This is a genomic window from Sphingomonas larreae, from assembly GCF_051400595.1.
Lineage (GTDB): Bacteria > Pseudomonadota > Alphaproteobacteria > Sphingomonadales > Sphingomonadaceae > Sphingomonas.
In genome coordinates this window covers 1,170,489-1,189,963 of the sequence record NZ_JBLFFI010000001.1, presented here as the reverse complement: position 1 = coordinate 1,189,963, position 19,475 = coordinate 1,170,489, and the positions used below count along the sequence as shown (strand labels likewise).

General features: G+C 70.5%; 19 protein-coding genes. 10 read left to right on the top strand and 9 right to left on the bottom strand.

The window, feature by feature from the left end; all coding sequences use genetic code 11:
* Positions 1 to 61: 61 nt before the first annotated feature.
* Positions 62 to 1,351, bottom strand: coding sequence for an aspartyl/asparaginyl beta-hydroxylase domain-containing protein (locus ACMGDM_RS05305; RefSeq protein WP_436803057.1), 1,290 nt, complete (start codon positions 1,349 to 1,351; stop codon positions 62 to 64).
* A 65-nt stretch (positions 1,352 to 1,416) separates the two neighbouring features.
* Between ACMGDM_RS05305 and ACMGDM_RS05300 the strand changes: the two genes are divergently transcribed.
* Positions 1,417 to 2,475: a hypothetical protein gene (locus ACMGDM_RS05300; RefSeq protein ID WP_436803056.1), complete on the top strand. Its 1,059-nt coding sequence runs from the start codon at positions 1,417 to 1,419 to the stop codon at positions 2,473 to 2,475.
* Here the strand turns inward: ACMGDM_RS05300 and ACMGDM_RS05295 are convergent.
* Positions 2,462 to 2,719 (bottom strand): hypothetical protein, encoded by a 258-nt coding sequence (locus tag ACMGDM_RS05295; protein WP_436803055.1) that lies wholly within the window; start codon positions 2,717 to 2,719, stop codon positions 2,462 to 2,464. The genes ACMGDM_RS05300 and ACMGDM_RS05295 overlap by 14 nt on opposite strands.
* A 56-nt stretch (positions 2,720 to 2,775) precedes the next feature.
* On the opposite strand from ACMGDM_RS05295, the gene ACMGDM_RS05290 reads away from it, so the two are divergent.
* From ACMGDM_RS05290 to ACMGDM_RS05270, 5 genes are all read left to right on the top strand, one after another.
* Complete coding sequence (locus tag ACMGDM_RS05290) at positions 2,776 to 4,413, top strand: tetratricopeptide repeat-containing sulfotransferase family protein (RefSeq protein WP_436803054.1); 1,638 nt, start codon at positions 2,776 to 2,778, stop codon at positions 4,411 to 4,413.
* An 83-nt stretch (positions 4,414 to 4,496) separates the two neighbouring features.
* Positions 4,497 to 6,554: a S9 family peptidase gene (locus ACMGDM_RS05285; protein ID WP_436803053.1), complete on the top strand. Its 2,058-nt coding sequence runs from the start codon at positions 4,497 to 4,499 to the stop codon at positions 6,552 to 6,554.
* A 22-nt stretch (positions 6,555 to 6,576) separates the two neighbouring features.
* Entirely contained in the window at positions 6,577 to 7,140 is a 564-nt protein-coding gene (locus ACMGDM_RS05280) for a DedA family protein (RefSeq protein ID WP_436803052.1), read from the top strand.
* Complete coding sequence (locus tag ACMGDM_RS05275; protein WP_436803051.1) at positions 7,137 to 7,529, top strand: acyl-CoA thioesterase; 393 nt, start codon at positions 7,137 to 7,139, stop codon at positions 7,527 to 7,529. The genes ACMGDM_RS05280 and ACMGDM_RS05275 overlap by 4 nt, the downstream gene beginning before the upstream one ends.
* 98 nt (positions 7,530 to 7,627) lie before the next feature.
* A complete protein-coding gene (locus ACMGDM_RS05270) occupies positions 7,628 to 8,032 on the top strand; it encodes a cupin domain-containing protein (protein WP_436803050.1) in 405 nt (134 codons plus the stop codon).
* A 207-nt stretch (positions 8,033 to 8,239) separates the two neighbouring features.
* Here the strand turns inward: ACMGDM_RS05270 and ACMGDM_RS05265 are convergent, their stop codons facing one another.
* Both ACMGDM_RS05265 and ACMGDM_RS05260 read right to left on the bottom strand, forming a co-directional pair.
* Positions 8,240 to 8,509: a hypothetical protein gene (locus tag ACMGDM_RS05265; RefSeq protein ID WP_436803049.1), complete on the bottom strand. Its 270-nt coding sequence runs from the start codon at positions 8,507 to 8,509 to the stop codon at positions 8,240 to 8,242.
* A 98-nt stretch (positions 8,510 to 8,607) separates the two neighbouring features.
* A complete protein-coding gene (locus ACMGDM_RS05260) occupies positions 8,608 to 10,908 on the bottom strand; it encodes a putative bifunctional diguanylate cyclase/phosphodiesterase (RefSeq protein ID WP_436803048.1) in 2,301 nt (766 codons plus the stop codon).
* Positions 10,909 to 11,079: 171 nt separating this feature from the next.
* On the opposite strand from ACMGDM_RS05260, the gene ACMGDM_RS05255 reads away from it, so the two are divergent.
* Positions 11,080 to 11,868, top strand: coding sequence for a DUF1206 domain-containing protein (locus ACMGDM_RS05255; protein ID WP_436803047.1), 789 nt, complete (start codon positions 11,080 to 11,082; stop codon positions 11,866 to 11,868).
* 16 nt (positions 11,869 to 11,884) lie between these two features.
* Here ACMGDM_RS05255 and ACMGDM_RS05250 read toward each other — a convergent pair whose 3' ends face one another.
* Entirely contained in the window at positions 11,885 to 12,118 is a 234-nt protein-coding gene (locus tag ACMGDM_RS05250) for a hypothetical protein (protein WP_436803046.1), read from the bottom strand.
* A gap of 150 nt (positions 12,119 to 12,268) precedes the next feature.
* Between ACMGDM_RS05250 and ACMGDM_RS05245 the strand changes: the two genes are divergently transcribed.
* Positions 12,269 to 13,879 (top strand): FAD-dependent oxidoreductase, encoded by a 1,611-nt coding sequence (locus tag ACMGDM_RS05245; protein ID WP_436803045.1) that lies wholly within the window; start codon positions 12,269 to 12,271, stop codon positions 13,877 to 13,879.
* Positions 13,880 to 14,060: 181 nt separating this feature from the next.
* Here the strand turns inward: ACMGDM_RS05245 and ACMGDM_RS05240 are convergent, their stop codons facing one another.
* The 4 genes from ACMGDM_RS05240 to ACMGDM_RS05225 all read right to left on the bottom strand — a co-directional run bounded on the left by ACMGDM_RS05240 (position 14,061) and on the right by ACMGDM_RS05225 (position 17,089).
* The gene (locus ACMGDM_RS05240; protein WP_436803044.1) at positions 14,061 to 14,426 is read right to left on the bottom strand and encodes a hypothetical protein; all 366 of its coding nucleotides are present in this window, start codon (positions 14,424 to 14,426) and stop codon (positions 14,061 to 14,063) included.
* 69 nt (positions 14,427 to 14,495) lie between these two features.
* Complete coding sequence (locus ACMGDM_RS05235; RefSeq protein WP_436803043.1) at positions 14,496 to 15,677, bottom strand: glycerophosphodiester phosphodiesterase family protein; 1,182 nt, start codon at positions 15,675 to 15,677, stop codon at positions 14,496 to 14,498.
* A gap of 226 nt (positions 15,678 to 15,903) precedes the next feature.
* Positions 15,904 to 16,590: a 2,3-diphosphoglycerate-dependent phosphoglycerate mutase gene (gene gpmA, locus ACMGDM_RS05230; RefSeq protein WP_436803042.1), complete on the bottom strand. Its 687-nt coding sequence runs from the start codon at positions 16,588 to 16,590 to the stop codon at positions 15,904 to 15,906.
* Positions 16,591 to 16,603: 13 nt separating this feature from the next.
* Entirely contained in the window at positions 16,604 to 17,089 is a 486-nt protein-coding gene (locus ACMGDM_RS05225; RefSeq protein ID WP_436803041.1) for a GNAT family N-acetyltransferase, read from the bottom strand.
* Between the two features lie 84 nt (positions 17,090 to 17,173).
* On the opposite strand from ACMGDM_RS05225, the gene ACMGDM_RS05220 reads away from it, so the two are divergent.
* Both ACMGDM_RS05220 and ruvB read left to right on the top strand, forming a co-directional pair.
* On the top strand, positions 17,174 to 17,896 hold the full coding sequence (locus ACMGDM_RS05220) for a dienelactone hydrolase family protein (protein WP_436803040.1): 723 nt from the start codon (positions 17,174 to 17,176) through the stop codon (positions 17,894 to 17,896).
* A 336-nt stretch (positions 17,897 to 18,232) separates the two neighbouring features.
* Positions 18,233 to 19,255, top strand: a complete 1,023-nt coding sequence (gene ruvB / locus ACMGDM_RS05215) for a Holliday junction branch migration DNA helicase RuvB (RefSeq protein WP_436803039.1) — start codon at positions 18,233 to 18,235, stop codon at positions 19,253 to 19,255.
* Positions 19,256 to 19,475 lie beyond the last annotated feature (220 nt).

Sequence of the window (19,475 nt, the reverse complement as noted above, 5' to 3'; positions counted from 1 at the left end):
CTTAGACGCCGCGCATCGCTTTGCGAAGTCGCGGGAACAGCGTGTCGGGGCGGCGCTGCGGCTATTCCCCGAGGCCGAGCCGGGCGAGGTCGCTCTCGGGCGTGCCCGCCGTGGCGGCGTAGAAGGCGCGCAGCAGCGCGCGCTCGTCGGCGGCGATGTGCGGATTCCAGACGTCGAAGATCAGGATGGCGCGCGGCCGGTCGGAGCGGTTCCACGCCTCGTGCTCGATCGTGTCGTCGAACACCCAGGCGCGGCCTTCTTCCCAGGCGCGAGTCTCGCCGCCGACGCGGAAGCCGCAATCGGGCGGGACGATCAGCGGCAGGTGGACGATCGAGCGGACGTTGCTCACCCCGGTGTGCGCGGGAAGGTGCGCACCTGGACGCAGGATCGAGAAGAAGACCGTTGGGGTGCGCCCCGGCAGGTCGGAAAGCGGCAGCGCTGCCACCGCCGCAGCGGTGCGGGGCACGCGCGCGCAGACCGAATCGTCGCGCCGCCCGTCCTTCCACAAGTGCAGCGCGCTCCAAGCCAGCGAGCCGTCGAGCGCCGACCATTTGTTGCGCGGGGTGCCCGGCTTCATCGCGACATAGGGGCGCAGCGCGTCGCCGTCGTCCGCGAGCATCTGGAGCAGCTCGTCCCGGATCGTCGCGGTCTCCGCCTCGATCTGCGCCAGCCACGGAAAATGCTCGCGCGCGAAGAACTCGTCCGCGGGCAGGAAGGGGAAGTGCAGCCCGGCGCACTGATTGGCATAGATCGCCCGGCGCCCGAGCGCATGATCGATGCAGGCGTCGGTACGGCGCCGCGCCGCGGGCGAGAGCGTCGCACGCACGGCAGCCAGTGCGCCGTCGATCCGCGCGGCAAAGCCGGCGCGGCGCGCCGCGACATAGTCGCGAGCGTGCTCGAGCATCGTCTCGATCGCCGGGGTCCGCTCGTCAAGCGCGGCGGCCATGGTCAGCACGTGGCCCCAGCGTTCCGCGGCCGCCTCGCTGTCGCCGTCGCGCTCGTGCCATTCGGCGAGCCGCACCAGCGCCATGAAGTGGCGCTGGTCGAGCGCGAGCGCCCCCTCCAGCGCCGCGCGCTCGGCCGCGGCGTCGCCGCGTGAGCGATGCGCGCGCGCAAGGTTCATCCACAGCTCGGGGGCGGCGGGATCGGCCGCGATCGCGCGGGTGAACCAGCGCGCCGCGGCCTCGTCGCCGCGCGCAAGCGCGTCGACCCCGAGCGCGTTGAGCGCAAGCGGGTGCTCAACCCCCGCGTCGATCACCGCGCGGAATCCGCGTGCCGCCTCGTCGCGGCGCCCTTCGCGGCGCGCGTCGAGCGCGGCGGCGAGCATGGCTTGAAGTCGCGCTGGATCCATCACTTGGATCATAACGATCGCGGCGGGCTGGACAATCGCGCGCGCGACGGCGCACAGCGGCGGCGATGGCCGCGGCTCCGCCCTCCCTGCTCGACGCGACCTGGCTCGCGCACCGCTACGATCCGGGCCATGACGCCTTTCATCTCCGTCCCGTGGGGCGCGAGACACACCGCGCGGTCACTTTCCTCAGCGATGAGTATCTGCCCGCCACGCCCGACCCGCTGGTGCTGCGTCGCGCCGCCGCGCGCGCCGCCGCGCCCGCGCCGGCGCCACTGCACTGGATCTTCCACTCCGCTTTCTGCTGCTCGACGTTGCTGGCGCGCGCGTTCGACCTGCCCGGCACCGCAATGGGGCTGAAGGAGCCGTTCGTCCTCCACGACCTGATCGGTTGGCGCCGCCGCGGCGAGCCGGGGCCGGATCTCGCCAGCGTGCTCGACGACACGCTGGCGCTGCTGGCGCGGCCGTTCGCGCCGGGCGAGGCGGTGGTGGTGAAGCCCTCGACCATCGCCAACGCCTTCGCGCCCGCGCTGCTGACGCTGCGGGCCGACAGCGCCGCGCTGCTGCTCTACGCGCCACTGCCGACCTTCCTCGGCTCGGTAGCCAAGAAAGAGCTGGAGGGCCGGCTGTGGGTGCGCACGTTGCTCACCGGCATGCTGGACGACGGATTGGCGCGCTTCGGCTATTCGCCGCGCGAGTATCTCGCGCTGACCGACCTGCAGGTCGCCGCGCTCGGCTGGCTCGGGCAGCAACAGCTGTTCGCCGAGGTGGCGGCGCGGTTCGGCGCCGGGCGCGTCCGCACGCTCGACAGCGCCACGCTCATGGCGCGCCCGCGCGACGCGCTGGCTGCGCTGGCGGCGCTCTACCGCCTGCCGCTCGAGGGCGCGGCGCTCGACGCGATCGTCGCCGGACCGGCGTTCACGCGCCACTCCAAATTCGGCACCGCCTTCGACGCGACTGCGCGTGCCGCGGAACATCACGACGCCGCCGCGCTCCACGCGCGCGAGATCGAAGTGGTGGTACGCTGGGCCGAGCAGGTGGCGGTGACGTTCGGGATCGCGCAGGCGCCGCCGGCACCGTTGCTCGGACCGGCGGCGTCCGTCGAGACCACGTTCAGCAGCCGTTGAGCGAGGCCATCTGGCAGCCGGTCGACCGGGTCGTGCCCCGCAGCGTGTCGCGCTCGCGCTCCCAATCGGCTTTGGTCTTGCAGACGCGCTCGCTGCCGACCAGCGTTCCGGTTTTGGCGAAGCGCTTGCAGATCATCTTGTCGCCATGGTCCGCGGCGCGCTCGGCCGCGTCCGCCGGCGTCTTGGCCTGCCCCGCCGGTGCGGCCGCCGCCAGCAGGAGAGCGAGCGCGGCGATACTGTGCATGGTCGGTCCTCTATCGTATGCGGATCGATGGAGAAGCTAGGACGGAGCCGCGAGCCATGTCAAACCGGGTGGTGCGACGCCGCAGCAAGGCGCGCGGTGATGGTGCCGCGGCGCGCGGCGCGATCGAGCGCGCGCTCGCGGCGAACGATGTCACGCATGCCGCGATGCTGGCCGAACGCGCGCTCGCAGGCGGCGCGATCGACCCGATGTTCCTCAACTTGGCGGCGTGGCGGCGCGAGGAGGCGGGCGATTATCGCGGCGCGCATGACCTGCTGCGGCGCGCGCTTGCGCTGTCGCCAGGCGACCCGCTGATCGCGGGCGCAATCGGCGCGGTGCTGCGCAAGGAAGGACGTTATGACGAGGCGCTGGCGGTGCTCGACCGCGTCGTTACCGCCGCGCCGGGCCACCCCGCCGCCTGGCTCGAGCGCGGCTATACGCTCGACGCGCTGCGACGTGAGGAAGACGCCGCCGACAGCTATCGTCAGGCGCTGAGGCGCGACCCCGCGCTCGCGCCCGCGCACGGCAAACTCGCGGACACCGCGGCGCGGCGCGGTCGTGCCGACGAGGCGCGCGACCATGCTGCGCGCGCGCTCGCGCTCGACCCGCACGAGCCCGCCGCCAGCGCGGCGCTCGCGACGGTGGCGATCGAGGCGCGCGACGGCGCCGCGGCGGAGAAGCGGCTCCGCCCCTTGCTCGACCGTGTCCGCGGGGACGATCGCACGCGCACGCTGACGCTGTTGGGTGATGCGCTCGACCGGCAGGATCGCACCGAGGCGGCGTTCGACTGCTACCGCGCGGCGCAGGCGCAGTTCCGCGACGTCTACCGCGACGCGCTGGCGCCCGCGCCCGAGCGACCGTCGCATCGCGCGTTCATCGAGCGCATCGCTGCGCAGCTCGACGCGCCCCGCGCGCCTGCACCTGCGGGAGAAGTCCCCGGCGCGGCGCCGACCCACGTTTTCCTGCTGGGTTATCCGCGCTCCGGCACGACGCTGGTCGAGAACGTGCTGGCGAGCGCCCCCAGGGTCGCCGCGCTGGAGGAGCGCGACACGCTCGCGGGCACCGACGGCGTGCTGGTGCGCAACGACGGCACGATGCCCGACCTCGCCGCGATTGACCCCGTCCTGCGCGATCGGCTGCGCGCGGATTACTGGCGACGCGTCGCGGTCATGGGGGCGTCCACCGCGGGAACGTTCGTCGACATGAACCCGCTCAATGGCGCCAAGCTGCCGATCATCGCCGCCTTGTTCCCGGCAGCGCGGGTGCTGATCATGCGACGCGACCCGCGCGACGTGGTGCTGAGCTGCTTCCGCATCAACTTCACCCCGAGCCCGGCGGCATGGTGTTTCAGCGACCTGGAGGAGGCGGCGCGGCACTATGATGCGCTGATGACGCTGACCGAGCGCGCCCGCTCCACGCTCCCGCTGGCCTTCCACGAGGTACGCTACGACCGGCTCGTCACCGATTTCGAGCCGACGGTGCGTGCGATGGCCACCTTCATCGGGATACCATGGACCGACGCGTTCACCCGCTTCGACCGCACCGCGCAGCGCCGCGGGGTGCGGACCGCCAGCGCCATCCAGGTGCGCCGCGGACTGTTCGACGGACGCGGCCAATGGCGCCGCTACGCTGAGCAGCTCGCGCCGGTGCTGCCGATCCTGCAGCCCTGGGTGGAGCGCTTCGGCTTCGAGGGCTGAACGCGATCCTCTTCGACGCCGGGGACGCGGTAAGCCGCCACGCGATGTTGCCGCTCCTCCGCGCACACCTTAGGTAACGGGTGATGACGCTCACTCCCCCGGTCGCCGCGACGCGCGCGCATTCCTTCACGCGCCACGGCGTCACCGTCGATGACCCGTACGCCTGGCTCAAGGATCCCCATTATCCGGAGGTGACCGACCCCGACGTGCTCGCCTATCTCGAGGCCGAGAACGCCTATTTCGAGGCGCAGATGGCGCCGCACCAGGCGCTGGTCGACCGGCTCTACGAAGAGATGAAGGCGCGCATCAAGGAGGACGAATCGAGCGTTCCCCAGCGGGACGGCGACTATCTCTACTGGACGGCGTTCGAGACCGGTGGCCAGTATCGCAAATGGTGGCGCAAGCCCGTCGCCGGCGGGGCGGACGAGCTGCTGCTCGACGAACCCGCGCTGGCCGAGGGCAAGGAGTATTTCCGACTCGGCGCTTTCGCCATCTCGAACGACGCGACGAAGCTCGCTTATGCGATCGACGACAATGGCTCGGAGCGGTTCACGATCCACGTCAAGGATCTGACCAGCGGCGCGCTGCTGGCGGACACGATCCCCGGCATGCTCTCCGACATCGTGTGGAGCGCCGACGACAGCGGCTTCCTCTACGGGCTCGCCAACAAGGAATGGCGCACCGACAACGCGCGCTTCCACCGCCTCGGCACCGATCCGAAAGACGACGTCGAACTCTATCACGAGGACGATGAGGGCTATCGCGTCGCGGTGGGCGAGACGAGCGACCGCCGCTGGATCGTGATCTCGGCCGGCGACCATGTCACCAGCGAGGTGCGGCTGCTCCCCGCGAGCGATCCCTTCGCCACGCCGATCCTGGTCGCGCCGCGGCAGGAGGGGCGCGAATATGATGTCGACACGCATGGCGACACGCTCTTCATCCACACCAACGACACCGATCCGATGTGGCGCCTGGTCACCGCGCCGATCAGCGCGCCCGGCGAGTGGACCGAGCGGATCGCGCCCAGCGCGCATTTCTACATGACCGGGGTGGACTGTTTCCGCGACTATCTCGTCATCGAGGGGCGCGAGGACGGGCTCGACCAGATCGAGATCCACTCCTACGACCCCGCCGCCGCGCCGCGCCGCATCGCCTTCCCCGAGGCCAGCTACACCGCGGGGATCGGCGACAATCCGGAATATGACACGCAGGTGCTGCGGCTTGGCTATGAGTCGATGGTCACGCCGGGCACGGTCTACGATTATGACGTGGCGAGCGGTGCGCTCACCGTGCTCAAGGTGCAGGAGATCCCCTCGGGCTATGACGGCGCGCGCTACGCCACCGAGCGGCTCAAGATCAGCGCGCGCGACGGCACCGAGGTGCCGGTTTCGATCGTCTACCCGCGCGACTTCCCGCGCGACGGCTCGCGCCCGCTGTTCCTCTATGCCTATGGTGCTTACGGCCACGCCATCCCGCCGGGCTTCTCGACCGGGCGGCTGTCGCTGCTCGACCGCGGCTTCGCTTATGCCATCGCGCATATCCGTGGCGGCGACGATCTCGGCCAGCAATGGTATCACGACGGCAAGCTCGAGAAGCGCGCCAACACCTTCACCGACTTCGTCGACGTGGCGCGCGGGCTGATCGCGGGCGGGTGGACCAGCGAAGGCCGGATCGCGATCGCGGGGCGCTCGGCCGGCGGCGAGCTGATGGGCGCGGTGGTCAACTCCGACCCCGAGCTGTGGGGCGCGGTGATCGCCGACGTGCCCTTCGTCGACGTGCTCAACACGATGCTCGACGAGACGCTGCCGCTCACGCCGGGCGAGTGGCCCGAGTGGGGCAATCCGATCGAGGACGAAGCCGCTTTTCACCTCATCCGCGGCTACAGCCCGTATGACAATGTCCGCGCCCAGGCCTATCCGCCGTTGTTCATCTCGGGCGGGCTCAACGACCCGCGCGTGACCTATTGGGAGCCGGCCAAATGGGCCGCCAAGCTGCGCGCGACGAAGACCGACGATAACCTGCTGCTGCTCAAGACCAACATGGGCGCAGGCCACGGCGGCAAGTCGGGACGGTTCGAGAGCCTGCGCGAGGCGGCGGAAGAACACGCCTTCGTGCTGTGGCAGCTGGGGGTCGAGTCATGAGGCGCGACCGGCCCCGCGCCTCGTGACGATCGAGGCGATCGTCGAGCAATATGGGCTGGCGGCGGTGTTCGCCGGCGCCGCGCTGGAGGGCGAGGCCGCGGTGATCGCGGGCGGGCTGCTGGCGCATCAGGACATGTTCCCGCTCGCCGGCGCGATGGCCGCGGCGGCGGCGGGCTCGTTTACCGCCGACCAGGCCTATTTCTATGCCGGACGGCGCTTCCGCGACCATCGCTGGGTCGCCGCCGCGCGCGAGCGCCCCGCCTTCGCCAAGGCAATGGTGGCGCTGCAGCGCTATCCCATCGGCTTCATCTTCACCTTCCGCTTTCTCTACGGACTGCGCACGATCAGCCCGATCGCGATCGGCACCGCAGGCATCTCGCCGCGGCTCTATGCCGCGGTCAACGCGGCGTCGGCGATCGTGTGGGCGGTCACCTTCACCACCATCGGCTTCGTCTTCGGCGATGCGTTCGAGGCCGCGGTCGGGCGGTTGCGCCACGATACCCGGCTATGGTGGCTGGCCGGGAGCGTGGTATCGCTCGGGCTGGCGATCGCGCTGATCCACCGCATCCGGAGCCGCCGCAAATGACCCCGTTCCGCCGCGACTTCACCGCGCAGCCCGCCGACATCGACGAGCTCGGCCACGTCAACAATGCCGTGTGGGTGCGCTGGATCCAGGAGCTGGCGGTGGCGCATTGGGCCGCGGTGGCACCCGCCGACCAGCAGGCCGCCTATATCTGGGTCGTGACGCGGCACGAGATCGACTATCGCGGCAATCTGGCGCTGGGCGAGCGGGTGACGGGCGAGACCTGGGTGCCCGACGCGCCACGCGGCGCACGCTTCGACCGCCATGTCCGCTTTCGGGGTGCGGACGGGCGCGTGCGGGTCGAAGGTGTCACCACCTGGGCGCTGCTCGACCGCGCCTCGGGCCGGCTCCTTCGCATCCGCCCGGAGATCGCTGCGCCCTTCCTGGCGTGAGCCGCTTTGCGGCGGCTGCGTGGCCGCGCACGGTGAGCTGCGCCGCCGGGCTCGCTCGGGCATTGACGCCGCCGCCGCACTCGGCTGGGCTACACGGCATGTCGCACGAACTGATCCGCCAGCTCGACCTTCGCCCGCACCCCGAAGGCGGACATTATCGCGAGACGCTGCGGCTGCCCGACGGTCCGGACGGACGCTCGCGCATGACCGCGATCCTGTTCCTGCTGGGAGCGGGAGAGCGCTCGCACTGGCACCGCGTCGATGCCGCTGAGCTATGGCTATGGCATGCGGGATCGCCGTTGACGCTGACGATCGATCGGGAGGCGCCGGTGCGGCTTGGCGCCGCGGTCGCCTCGGGCGAGTTGCCGCAGGTGCTCGTCCCGGCCGGCGCGTGGCAGGCAGCGGAGGCGGCTGACGGCTGGGCGCTGGTGAGCTGCGTCGTGGCGCCGGGATTCGATTTCGCCGGGTTCGAACTCGCTGCGCCGGGGTGGAGCCCGCGCTAGCGTTTGAAGCCCCTCGTTAGAACCACCAGCGTACGCCGAACGCTGGAGTCAGGGATCAACAATGTTACCGCTCGTGGCTCTGGGCTCCCGCCTGCGCGGAAGCACGCTACCAGGCCCGGGCGGCGCGTCGGGAAAGCGCCGACGCTGTGACGCGCCGGCACGGGTGAGCTGGACGGCGCCCGTCCCGCTTCACCCGTGCCCCGTCGCTCAGATCCCGTTGGACAGGTTGGTGTCGGCGTCGTGGGTGCGCATATCGTCCGCCTTGTTCTCGCCGGCGCCGCGCACCGCGTCCGCCTGGTTCTCCAGCGCGTCCTCGGCATTGTCGGTGGTCGCGTTGTCCGCGGCGTCCTCGAGATTGTCCGCGATCGCGTCGGCATTCGCCTCGATATTGTCGGCGGCCTGCTCGCGCGGGCTCGAGTTGCACGCGGCGAGCGAAACCAGCCCGGCGGCGGCGATAACGGTGACGAACTTCTTCATGGCATTCCCCTCTTCGTCGTTCACGAATTGGGCACGATAATCGCCCGAACCCCGGCTTTGTTCCGCTGCCGGTCCGGTCGCGGGCGCGACGTGGCGGCTCAGGCCGCCTGCTCCGCGCGCCGCAGCAGCGCCGGCAGCGACTGGGCCGGTACCGCCGCGGAGAACAGGAAGCCCTGCAGCTCGTTGCACCCGGCATGTTCGAGGAAGGCGCGCTGCTCACGCGTTTCGACACCCTCCGCGCTCACCGCCAGCCCCATCGCATGGCCGAGCCGCACGACCGCCTGGATGATCGCGGCGGCGTCGCCATTCTCGCCCAGGCGGCTGGTGAAGCTCTGGTCGATCTTGATCTTGTCGACCTCGAACTTGCTGAGATAGCCAAGGCTGGAATAGCCGGTGCCGAAATCGTCGAGCGCGATGCTGAACCCCGCGCCACGCAGCGTGGCCAGTGCGGCGCGCACCGTCTCGTCGTCGTCGAGCAGGATGCTCTCGGTGACCTCCAGCTCGATCTGCTGTGCGCGCGCACCGGCACGCCGGACGATGTCGATCAGCTCCTCCGCCATGCCGCGCACGCGGAACTGCACCGGCGACAGGTTCACCGCGATCGACAGCGCCGGCCAGGCCCGCGCCACCGCGCAGGCGTCACGCAACACCCAGGCGCCGAGCTCGCGGATCAGCCCGGTCTCCTCCGCGATCGCGATAAAGGCGTCGGGCAGCAGCAGCCCGCGCTCGGGATGGTGCCACCGCACCAGCGCCTCCAGCCCGATCACCCGCGTGCCCGGCGCGTTCATGCGCGGCTGGTAATGCACCATCAGGTCGCGCCGGTCGGCGATGGCGCGACGCAAATCCTGCTCGATCGCGCGCCGCGTCTTGACGCTCTCGTCCATGTCCTCGGTGAAGAAGCGGAATCCGTCGCGGCCGTCCGCCTTGGCGCGGTACATCGCGATGTCGGCCATCCGCATCAGCTCCGCGCGGTCGCCGCTGCATCGCGGGTGGCAGGCGATGCCGATGCTGGCGCCGATGAACACGTGCGTGCCGAGCACGGTGAAGGGCTCGCGCAGCGCCGCCACCATCGCGCCGGCGACCGCGCCGACCGCCGCCTCGTCCGCGCGGCCGGCGAGCAGCACCGCGAACTCGTCGCCGCCGAGCCGCGCCACCAGGTCGCCCGCCCCGACGATCGCCTGGAGCCGCTTGGCCACCAGCTGGATCAGCTGATCGCCGCCGAGATGGCCGAGCGTGTCATTGACCTGCTTGAACCGGTCGAGATCGATCAGCAGCACGGCGCTCACCACGCCTGCATCCCCGCCCGCACCGGCGAGCAGCTGGTCGCCGGCCTGGTTGAACGCGGCGCGGTTGGGCTGGCCGGTCAGCGTGTCGTGATAGGCGAGATGGTGCGCCTGCGCCTCCTTCGCCTGAAGCGCGAGATGCGCCGCGTTGAGCCGGGCGAGCGAGCGCGCGTCGCTGCGCGTCAGCTTGGCGACGCTGGCGATCAGCGCGGCGAGCGTGGCGAGCAGTGCCACCAGCGCGGCGGCCGCGCTCGGCGCCATCGTGCGCCACACCGCCGCGCCGGGGCGATCGGGGCGCCACAGCAGGTAGCCGACCCGCTGGCCGCGGCTGGAGACCAAGCGCAGCGCCTGCTCGCGCGGACCGCCCTGCGGCGTGGCGCTTATCCGCGCGCCGGCGACCAGCTGGACCCGCGCCAGTTGCTTGACGAAGCCGGTGTCGAGAAAGCGCACGCTCACCAGCAGCGGTTCGCGCCCGGGCGACGTCAGCGCGACCCCGCCCTCGGGGATGATCCGCATCGCGCTCATGATCGCGGCGCGGCCGTCGATCGTGACCAGATCGGTGGCGTGATGCGCGCGCGGCGAGGTGCGCACGGTCGAGCCGGCGGGCAGGCGGTAGCCGGGCAGGCGCTCGTGCGAGTTGGGGGCAACGCGACCATGGCCGCGCACCGCGCGGATCAGCGGCGCGGCGGCGGTGGCGAATCGCGCGAAGGAAGCGGGTGCGCTGCGGATGCCGTCGCGCATCATCCAGCGCGGCGTGCCGTCGGGGTCGAGGAGCGCGTCGCTGTCGTGCGCGAAGACATAGTTGAGCCAGGTGCCGACATTGCCGTCGACCCAGTCCCAGTTTGGCCGCGGCCGCTGCAGCTCGACCGCCAGCGGGGTCCAGATCGCGACACCGACCTGGCTCTGCGCCAGTTCGTCCAGCGCGGCGTCAACCGCGAGCCGTACCTCCTGTTCCTGCCGCGTCACCGAGACGCGATCCGCCTGCGCCGCCGCGGAACGCAGCGCCGACACGGCGAAGCCGGTCAGCCCGAGCGCGAGCAGCAGCACGGGAGCGACCACCGCGGCGATGAAGCGCGGGCCGAAGCGTGAGGAAGGGGAAAGATCGCGTCCGGGCACAGGCTGCTCCTTCCCACTGCGATAGCCGGCGAGCATCGCGATTCGGTTAACGCTGCGCGACCTAAGTTATTGGTTTGCCGGTGCTCGCTCGGCTGGGTGGCTCGGCGCGATCGTGGCGCGCGCGGAACGAGTGGGTCGGCGTTCCGTTAGCGCCGGGAAGCAGGAGACCCGATGATGACGGCGAGCGCACGACTGACCACGCTGACGCGGATCGGCTTCGCCGTGCGCGGCCTGCTCTATCTCGTGATCGCCTTCCTGATCCTGCGCACGGGCCGCGCCGAGGATCCCGCGGGCGCCCTGGCCTATCTCGGCGCGGGCGGCGGGCAGATCGCGCTCGGCGTGATGGCGGCGGGGCTGCTCGGCTATGGCCTGTGGCGGCTCGCCGATGCCGCGCTCGATATCGAGCGGCACGGCAGCGATCGGCATGCGGCGGCGGAGCGGGTCGGCGCCGCGGCGAGCGGCGCGACCCATCTGTTTCTGGCGTGGCAGGCGGTGCGGCTGATGCAGGGCGTGGCGCAGGCGGGCAACGGCGCGCAGGACGGCGCGCGCAGCGCGCTGGCCCTGCCCGGCGGCGGGTGGCTGGTGATGCTGGGCGGCGTGCTGCTCGCCTTGGTCGGGGTGGTGCAGCTGGTGAAGGCGGCCAAGGCCAGCTTCCTGCGCTATCTCGATCCCGCGGTGGCGCAGCAGGCATGGGCACGGTGGAGCGGACGCGCCGGTTACGCCGCCCGCGGCGCGGTGTTCCTGGTGAGCGGCTGGTTCTTGCTGAGCGCGGGGATGAACGCGCGCGCGAGCGAGGCGCGCGGCATGGCGGAGGTGCTGGCGTGGCTCGAGAGCCCGCTCGACGTGCTGGTTGCGCTGGGGCTCGCCGCGTTCGGGCTGTTCGGGCTGATCGAGGCCCGCTTCCGCCGCCTCCACGACGTGCCGATCGACGGGCTGGCGCGTCGCGTCGGCGCCGGCTGATCGCGCGCCGCCGCGCTCAGCCGAGCCGGCGCAGCGTGGTGTCGAGCAGGTCCGCCGCGCGGCTGGTGCGCGCGAGCTGCGCCTCGAGCTCGCGCTCATAAGCGGCGAGCTCGCACACCGACCGGCGATCGTGCAGCATCGTGGCGACACGGCGGACGCGGCGCAGCTCGCGATCGAGCAGCGCGTTGGCGGCCAGCGCGTCGATGGCGGCAGAGGGGGTGGCGGTGGCGGGCACGTCGGGGTCTCGCATCGATCTGCATTGCGGTTAGCGCCGGCGTGATGCGCGCGAATGGCGGTTTGTTGCCAACTTGTCGCGCGATTGTCGCAGCCGACCCGTTGCGGCGATCGGGAGCCCCCGTCATCATGGCACGACGGGGACCGGCGCGGCGGAGGGCAGACCATGGAAACGATCGGGCGCGACCTGCGCGAGATGCAGCGCGTGCCGCTCCAGCCCGAGCATGTCGCCGCCATCCGCGCCGCGGGGACCGAGCGCAACTATGCCGCGGGCACCTATCTCGTCCATCCCGGCGATCCGGTCGAGAGCTTCGTCTACGTCGAGGACGGCGAGATCGAGGTGGTCAACAGCTTCACCGGCGCGCGCCATTTGCCCTCGACGCTGGGGCCGACCCAGTTCATGGCCGAGATCGCGTTCCTGAGCGGCGGCAGCTGGTCGATGGCGATGCGCGCCGCCCGTGCCACGCGCGTCGTCGAGGTGCCGCGCGCGCGGATGCTCGAGCTGATGGCGCACGTGCCTGAAATGTCGGACATCATCATCACCGTGCTGGCGGCGCGGCGGCGCCGCCAGCTCGAGTCGCACGACAGCTCGCTGGTGCTGCTCGGCGAGGAGCAGGACCGGGACGTGCGCCGCGTCGCCGACTTCGCCGCGCGCAACCGCATCCCCTACACCAGCCACAAGCTCGGCACCGCCGAAGCGGCGACCGTGGCGACGAGCTGCGCGGTGGACGTCGACCGTCCCGCGGTGATCTTCGGGCGCGACCGCGTCGTCACCGACCCCACCCCCGAGAAGGTGGCGCGGCTGCTCGGGCTCAGCCGTGAATTCGTCGATGACGAGGCGGTGGACGTGCTGGTGGTCGGTGCCGGCCCCGCGGGCACCGCCGCAGGGGTCTATGCCGGCGCCGAAGGACTGGGTGCGCTGGTGGTGGAGGACACCGCGATCGGCGGTCAGGCGGGCACGTCGAGCCGGATCGAAAATTACATGGGGTTCCCCACCGGCATCTCGGGCGCGGACCTGGTGTGGCGCGGCGAGGTGCAGGCGATGAAGTTCGGCACACGCTTCGCGATGCCGCTGCGCGTCGCCGCGCTCGATCGGCTCGACGACGGTCAGTTCTGCGCCACGTTCGACAACGGCCAGCGCGTCCGCGCGCGCGCCGTGGTGGTGGCGACCGGGGTGCAATATCGCCGGCTGCCGATCGAGCGCCTCGCGGAGTTCGAAGGCAGCGGCATCTATTATGCCGCGACCGAGAACGAGGCGCGCTTCTGCCGTGACGCCGAGGCGATCGTGATTGGTGGCGGCAATTCGGCCGGGCAGGCGGCGATGTACCTCAGCCGCGTGGCACGCCATGTCCGGCTGCTGGTGCGCGGCGGCTCGCTCGCCACCTCGATGTCGCACTATCTGACGAGCCGGCTCGAGGCCGATCCCGCGATCTCGATCGACTATGGTGCCGAGATGGTGGCGGTGCACGGTGGCGACACGCTGGAGGCGGTGACGATCCGCCAGCACGGTGTCGAGCGGGTGGTCGACAGCTGCGCCGCCTTCGTGATGGTCGGCGCCGCGCCCAACACCGCCTGGCTGGCGGATCTGGTCAGGCTGGACGACAAGGGTTTCGTGCTGACCGGACGCGCGGCGGGGGGCGACTCGTCCTACGCCACCTCGTGCGCAGGGGTGTTCGCGGTGGGGGACGTGCGCGCGGGATCGGTGAAGCGGGTCGCCTCGTCGGTGGGCGAGGGGTCGGTGGTGATCTCGCAGGTGTGGTCGTATCTGAACGCTTGAGGCGCGGGCGGCTGTGCGGCTTAGCCGCCGCGAGCCGCCGTCACGCGATGGCGCGCAACCCGGCGTAGCAGACGGGCCTTGCCGCGATGCTGCGCGGCGAGACTGCGGCGTCGCGGCGTCCGCGCTGCATACGAAGGGCGGATCGTCGGGGAGCCATGCTCCGCCCCGCCGATGCCCGCCGTCAGTTCACCCCGGCATCGGCCGGCGTTACACCGCGGGCAGCGGCGCGTTCGATCATGCGGGCGTGGCTCCTGGCGCGGTCCTCGGCTTCGTCCTGCAGCGCCATGGCCTCGAGATCGGCAGCGCTCGGGGGCGGTGTGGCGGACACAGGCGCTACCGGTGACGCGACCGGGCTCGCCGGCGCCGGCGCGGCCGGTGCAATGGCATGTGCCTGCGGCGTCGCCGGCACGACGACGATGCCACGGTCCTGCGCCGGCGCGTCGCCAACGACATGAAGGCGCAGGCCATAAGCGAGCGCAGCAAGGATGAGCGTTGCGGCGAGCAGACCGATCAGCCGCAACAGCGGCCGGGAAGGCAGGTCAATCATCGAGCCATTGTCTCTCGAGCTGAGCGAAAGGGCGGGCGGCCCGACACGATGCTCGGACCGCCCTGAACATCAACAGAGATTATCGTCGAACGTCTTCGCGCTCGTATAATAGGTCTTGTTCTTTACGTCACCCATCACGTCCCAGACGATATATTCGACCTTGCTCATTTCGGCGAGCGAGGTTTTCGCCGTGCGTGCGTCGGTGTTGAAGCTCGCGGCGGCGTTGCTGTCCGAGCGGAACTGATACAATTTGCAGACGCCGCCGACCTTTCGCCCGGCATCCGGATTGGGGATGATCGCCATCGTCTCGCGCTTGTTGTTGCGCGCCCATTGGAAGGCGTCATAAGCGGCGGTGGTGGCCTTGCTGTTGTTGGCGGGCACGCTGGCGCTGATGATCGGCATCTTTGCGGCGTCCTGGTGGCCCTTTTCCGCCGCAGCGAAACAATCGAGATAGTCGTTGATCTTCAACGTGGTCTGGAAGGCCTTGATGCCGCCTTCGTCATTCTCCTCGAAGTCGAGCTCGCCATCGTTGATCTGGGGAATGATCTTTAGGCCGAGGAGATTGTTGTTCTTCTCGTAGGTGTAGCACGTGGTCGACTTGTCAACGAACTTCGGATCGTTCCACAGTCCCTTGCTGACGAAAAACTTGAGGTACACCACGTTCTGCAGCTTGAACCCGCGGACTTCCTTGGCGGCTTTGTCGAACAGGCTCGGGCTCTGGATGTCGAGGATGATCATGAAGTTGCTGCTCGACAGGATCTCCGGGCGGTTGTCCTGCAGCGCCTTGAACATCGAATAAAGGCTTTGAACATGCGCCAGATCGCCGCTCAGGCTGGGATAGAACATATCGGCATTGCGCCCATAGGACTTGAGCTTCTTCGAGCGCCAATATCCATCATCATGTTCGGACAGGTGGACCTCGCTGACATTGCTCTGGTTTTTCAACGAGACCTCAACGGCGTTCATCTTGCCGCCGTAATTGTCGGCCTCGGTCGACCGATTGCCGATCAGATCGTGGATGACCAGCGGGCTGCCGTCAGAATCGAGGCGCAGGTCGAGCTCAACGCCGCGGAGGCCCAGGTCATAGGCGCGGACCACCGCATCATAGGAGTTTTCCGGCAGCGTTTTCGTGCTGTCAGTGTCGTGGAACACGCCGCGATGCGCGATGACGTTGGCCGCATCGGCGACGGTCGGCGCCAGCGGGGCGGCCAGCGCCACGGCATAAGCGAGTAATCGTGCGAACCCTTTCATTTTGTTTTTGCTCCTCACAAAAGGAAGGGCGCGACGCAGTGGCGCGCGCCCCTACGTTGCGACGGCACCGGCGCGATAGGCCGCACCGGCCGTCGCTTCCTTTTTATGAAGTGCGCACGACTATCCTGTCCGGGTCGCCCACTCTTTGTGGAATCGACCCGGGTTCAGAAGGATTGCCGAAGGTGTTTACACGATGCTTGTTGTTGCGGGCTGACGGCCCTGAGATTCAGCGCTCGTTGAGATAATAACGGTCGGTCGCCGCCAGCTGCTGATCGAGTTCATAGACGATCGGCTGGCCGGTGGGGATCTCCAGCCCGGTGATCGCGTCGTCGGGGATGTTCGAAAGGTGCTTCACCAGCGCGCGCAGCGAGTTGCCGTGCGCCGAGATCAGCACGCGCTGACCCTCGCGCAGCGCGGGCGCGATCCGCTCCTCCCAATAAGGCAGCACGCGCGCGATCGTGTCCTTGAGGCTCTCGGTGGCGGGAATGGCGATCCCGGCGTAGCGGCGGTCGGCGGAGAGGTCGAACGCGCTGCCCGCCTCCATCGGCGGCGGCGGCACGTCGAAGCTGCGGCGCCAGACATGGACCTGCTCGTCGCCGTGCTTGGCCGCGGTCTCGGCCTTGTTGAGCCCGGTCAGCCCGCCGTAATGACGCTCGTTGAGCCGCCAGTCCTTCTCCACCGGCAGCCACAGCCGCCCCATCGCTTCCAGCGCGAGGTCGAGCGTCTTGATCGCGCGCGTCTGGAGCGAGGTGAAGGTCTGGTCAAAGTCGAGACCCTTGGCGGCCATCAACTCGCCCGCGGCGCGCGCCTCGGCGGCGCCCTGCTCGGTGACGTCGACGTCCCACCAGCCGGTGAAGCGATTCTCGAGGTTCCAGGCGGACTGGCCGTGACGGATCAGGACGAGCGTGGGCATGGGGCAGACTCCTTCAGAGGGCGAGTGCGAAAAACTGGTTGTGCGGGCTGGGGCGATAGTCCGCGAAGGCGAGGCAGGGCGCAAAGCCGGCGCGGCGGTACAGCGCCAGCGCGGCGTCATGGGCGGGGGTGGTGCCGGTCTCGAGACAGAGTCGGGTCAAACCCTGCGCGCGCGCCGCGGCGATGATCGCGGTGAGCACCGCATAGCCGGCGCCGCGGCCGCGATACGCCTCCGCGGCGCGTATCGACTTCACCTCGCCGAAGTCGGCGTCGATCCGCTTGAGCGCGCCCACGGCGGCGAGCGCGTCGCCGTCCCAGGCGGACAGCAGCATGATATCGGGCCGGGCGAGCTGCGCGCCGTCAAGCGCGAAGGAGAAGCCGGCGGGCGTGCCGGCGCGCTGGTCCGCGACATGCTCCGCCAGCAGCGCGGCGACCGCGGGCTCGGCGGGGTCGCCGCGCCGCACCGTCCATTCCGATCCCACCGCCGCCCGCCCGTCCACGCTTGCTCCCGCTTGTCGCCCGTCCGGCATCGCTCTAGCGGATGGCGCGCGCGAGACAACCGCGCCGGCCCGGAGACCTGAGCGATGACGATCACCCGCCGTCCCCTCCTGCACGACGGCCCCGGCGGCCGCTTCGAGGGCGTGTTCGCCTGGGACGACTCGGCGACCGGCCCGCGTCCCGGCGTGCTCGTGGTGCCCAACATCCTCGGCCAGAAGGAGGCGGACAACCAGAAGGCCGAGGCGCTCGCCGCGCTCGGCTATGCGGCCTTCGCCTGCGACGTGTTCGGCCAGGGGAAGCGCGCCGAGCCGGGTCCCGAGATCGCGCGCTACATGGACGCGCTCAACGCCGACCGCGCACTGCTGCGCGACCGGCTCGCCGCCAGCCTCGCCGCACTGGTGGCGCAGCCCGAGGTGGACGCCGCGCGCACCGCCGCGATCGGCTTCTGCTTCGGCGGCAAATGCGTGCTCGACATGGCGCGCGCCGGGCTCGACGTGCTCGGAGTGGTGAGCTTCCACGGCGTGTACGACCGCCCCGATTATGCCGGCGCGGCACCGCTCGCGGCGAAGGTGCTCGTGTGTCACGGCTGGGACGATCCGCTCGGCCCGCCCGAGGCGGTCACCGCGCTGGCGCAGGAGCTGTCCGAGGCGGGCGCTGACTGGCAGATCCACGCTTATGGCAATGCCGGCCACGCCTTCACCGACGAGAGCCGCCGCGGCTCGACCGTCCCCGGCGTCGCCTATGAGGCGCGCGCCGACCGGCGCAGCTGGGCGTCGATGCGCGACTTCCTCGCCGAGCTGTTCGGCTGACGAGCCGATCCGTGCGGGTGAGATGGCGGTGGCCTTCTCACCCCGGCCGGAGCCACGTGACCGCCACGGCGATCGCCGAGGTGGACGGGGCGATGGCGTTGGACCGGGTCGAAGCTGACGACGGGCGAGGGCGGCCCGACCCAACGAGGTAAGCCAGCGACTGATCTGTCCAGCAACATCGTCGTTGATGGCCTTGGGCTCTGGCGTTCGCCGGAGCACGCGGACGGTTCAGACGGGGCGCACCAGACTTTGGCGCGGCGCGGCGCGGCGCGGCGCACCGTCCCTCCCCGCCGCCGGGGCTTTGCCCGCGCCGCGCCGCACGCTACGGAACGAAGCGTGACCGACGCCGACCGCCTGATCTCGCCCACGCGCCGCGTCGAGGATGTCGACGCCGCGCTGCGCCCCAAGACGCTCGACGATTTCGTCGGCCAGCGCGCCGCGCGCGAGAACCTGCGCGTCTTCATCGACGCCGCACGCGCGCGCGGCGACGCGCTCGACCATGTCCTGTTCTTCGGCCCGCCGGGGCTCGGCAAGACCACGCTGGCGCAGATCATCGCGCGCGAGATGGGGGTGGGCTTCCGCGCCACCTCCGGCCCGGTGATCGCCAAGTCGGGCGATCTCGCTGCGCTGCTGACCAATCTCGAGGACGGCGACGTGCTGTTCATCGACGAAATTCACCGGCTCCAGCCCGCGGTGGAGGAGGTGCTGTATCCGGCGATGGAGGATCGCGCGCTCGATCTGATGATCGGCGAGGGGCCGTCGGCACGCTCGGTGCGGATCGATCTGCCGCGCTTCACCCTGGTGGGCGCGACGACGCGGCAGGGCCTGCTCACCACGCCGCTGCGCGACCGGTTCGGGATCCCGGTGCGGCTGCAATTCTATACGGTGGAGGAGCTCACCCGCGTCGTGTCGCGGGCGGCGGGGCTGCTCGAGCTCGGCATCGCGCCCGACGGCGCCGCCGAGATCGCGCGGCGCGCGCGCGGCACGCCGCGGATCGCGGGGCGGCTGCTGCGCCGCGTGCGCGATTTTGCCAATGTCGCCGGCGCGACGACGGTGGATGCCGGGGTGGCCGATCGCGCGCTCAACCGGCTGGAGGTCGACACGCTCGGGCTCGACGCAATGGACCGGCGCTATCTCACGATGATCGCCGACGTGTACCGCGGCGGCCCGGTCGGGGTGGAGACGCTCGCCGCCGGGCTCAGCGAGCCGCGCGACACGATCGAGGAGGTGATCGAGCCCTATCTGATCCAGCTCGGGCTGGTGGCGCGCACCGCGCGCGGGCGCGTGCTCAACGCCGGCGGCTGGAAGCACCTCGGCTTGAACCCGCCCGCGGGCAGCCAGGACGGGTTGTTCGACTAGATCGGGGCGGGGCAGCGCTGTCCTACGCCACACACGCCCTGCTAGATTGCGCAGGTCGCCGCTGCGTCCTGATTTACCTCGCCCCGACCGCACTTCCGGCTCAACATTCGCATCACCCACACGCTCGACTCAACATTCGCGTCCAAACCCGCCAGCGTCTCAACATTCTCAACATTCGCCGCGCGGCCGCTGGCCACCCCGCCCCCGGTTGAGCCCGCCC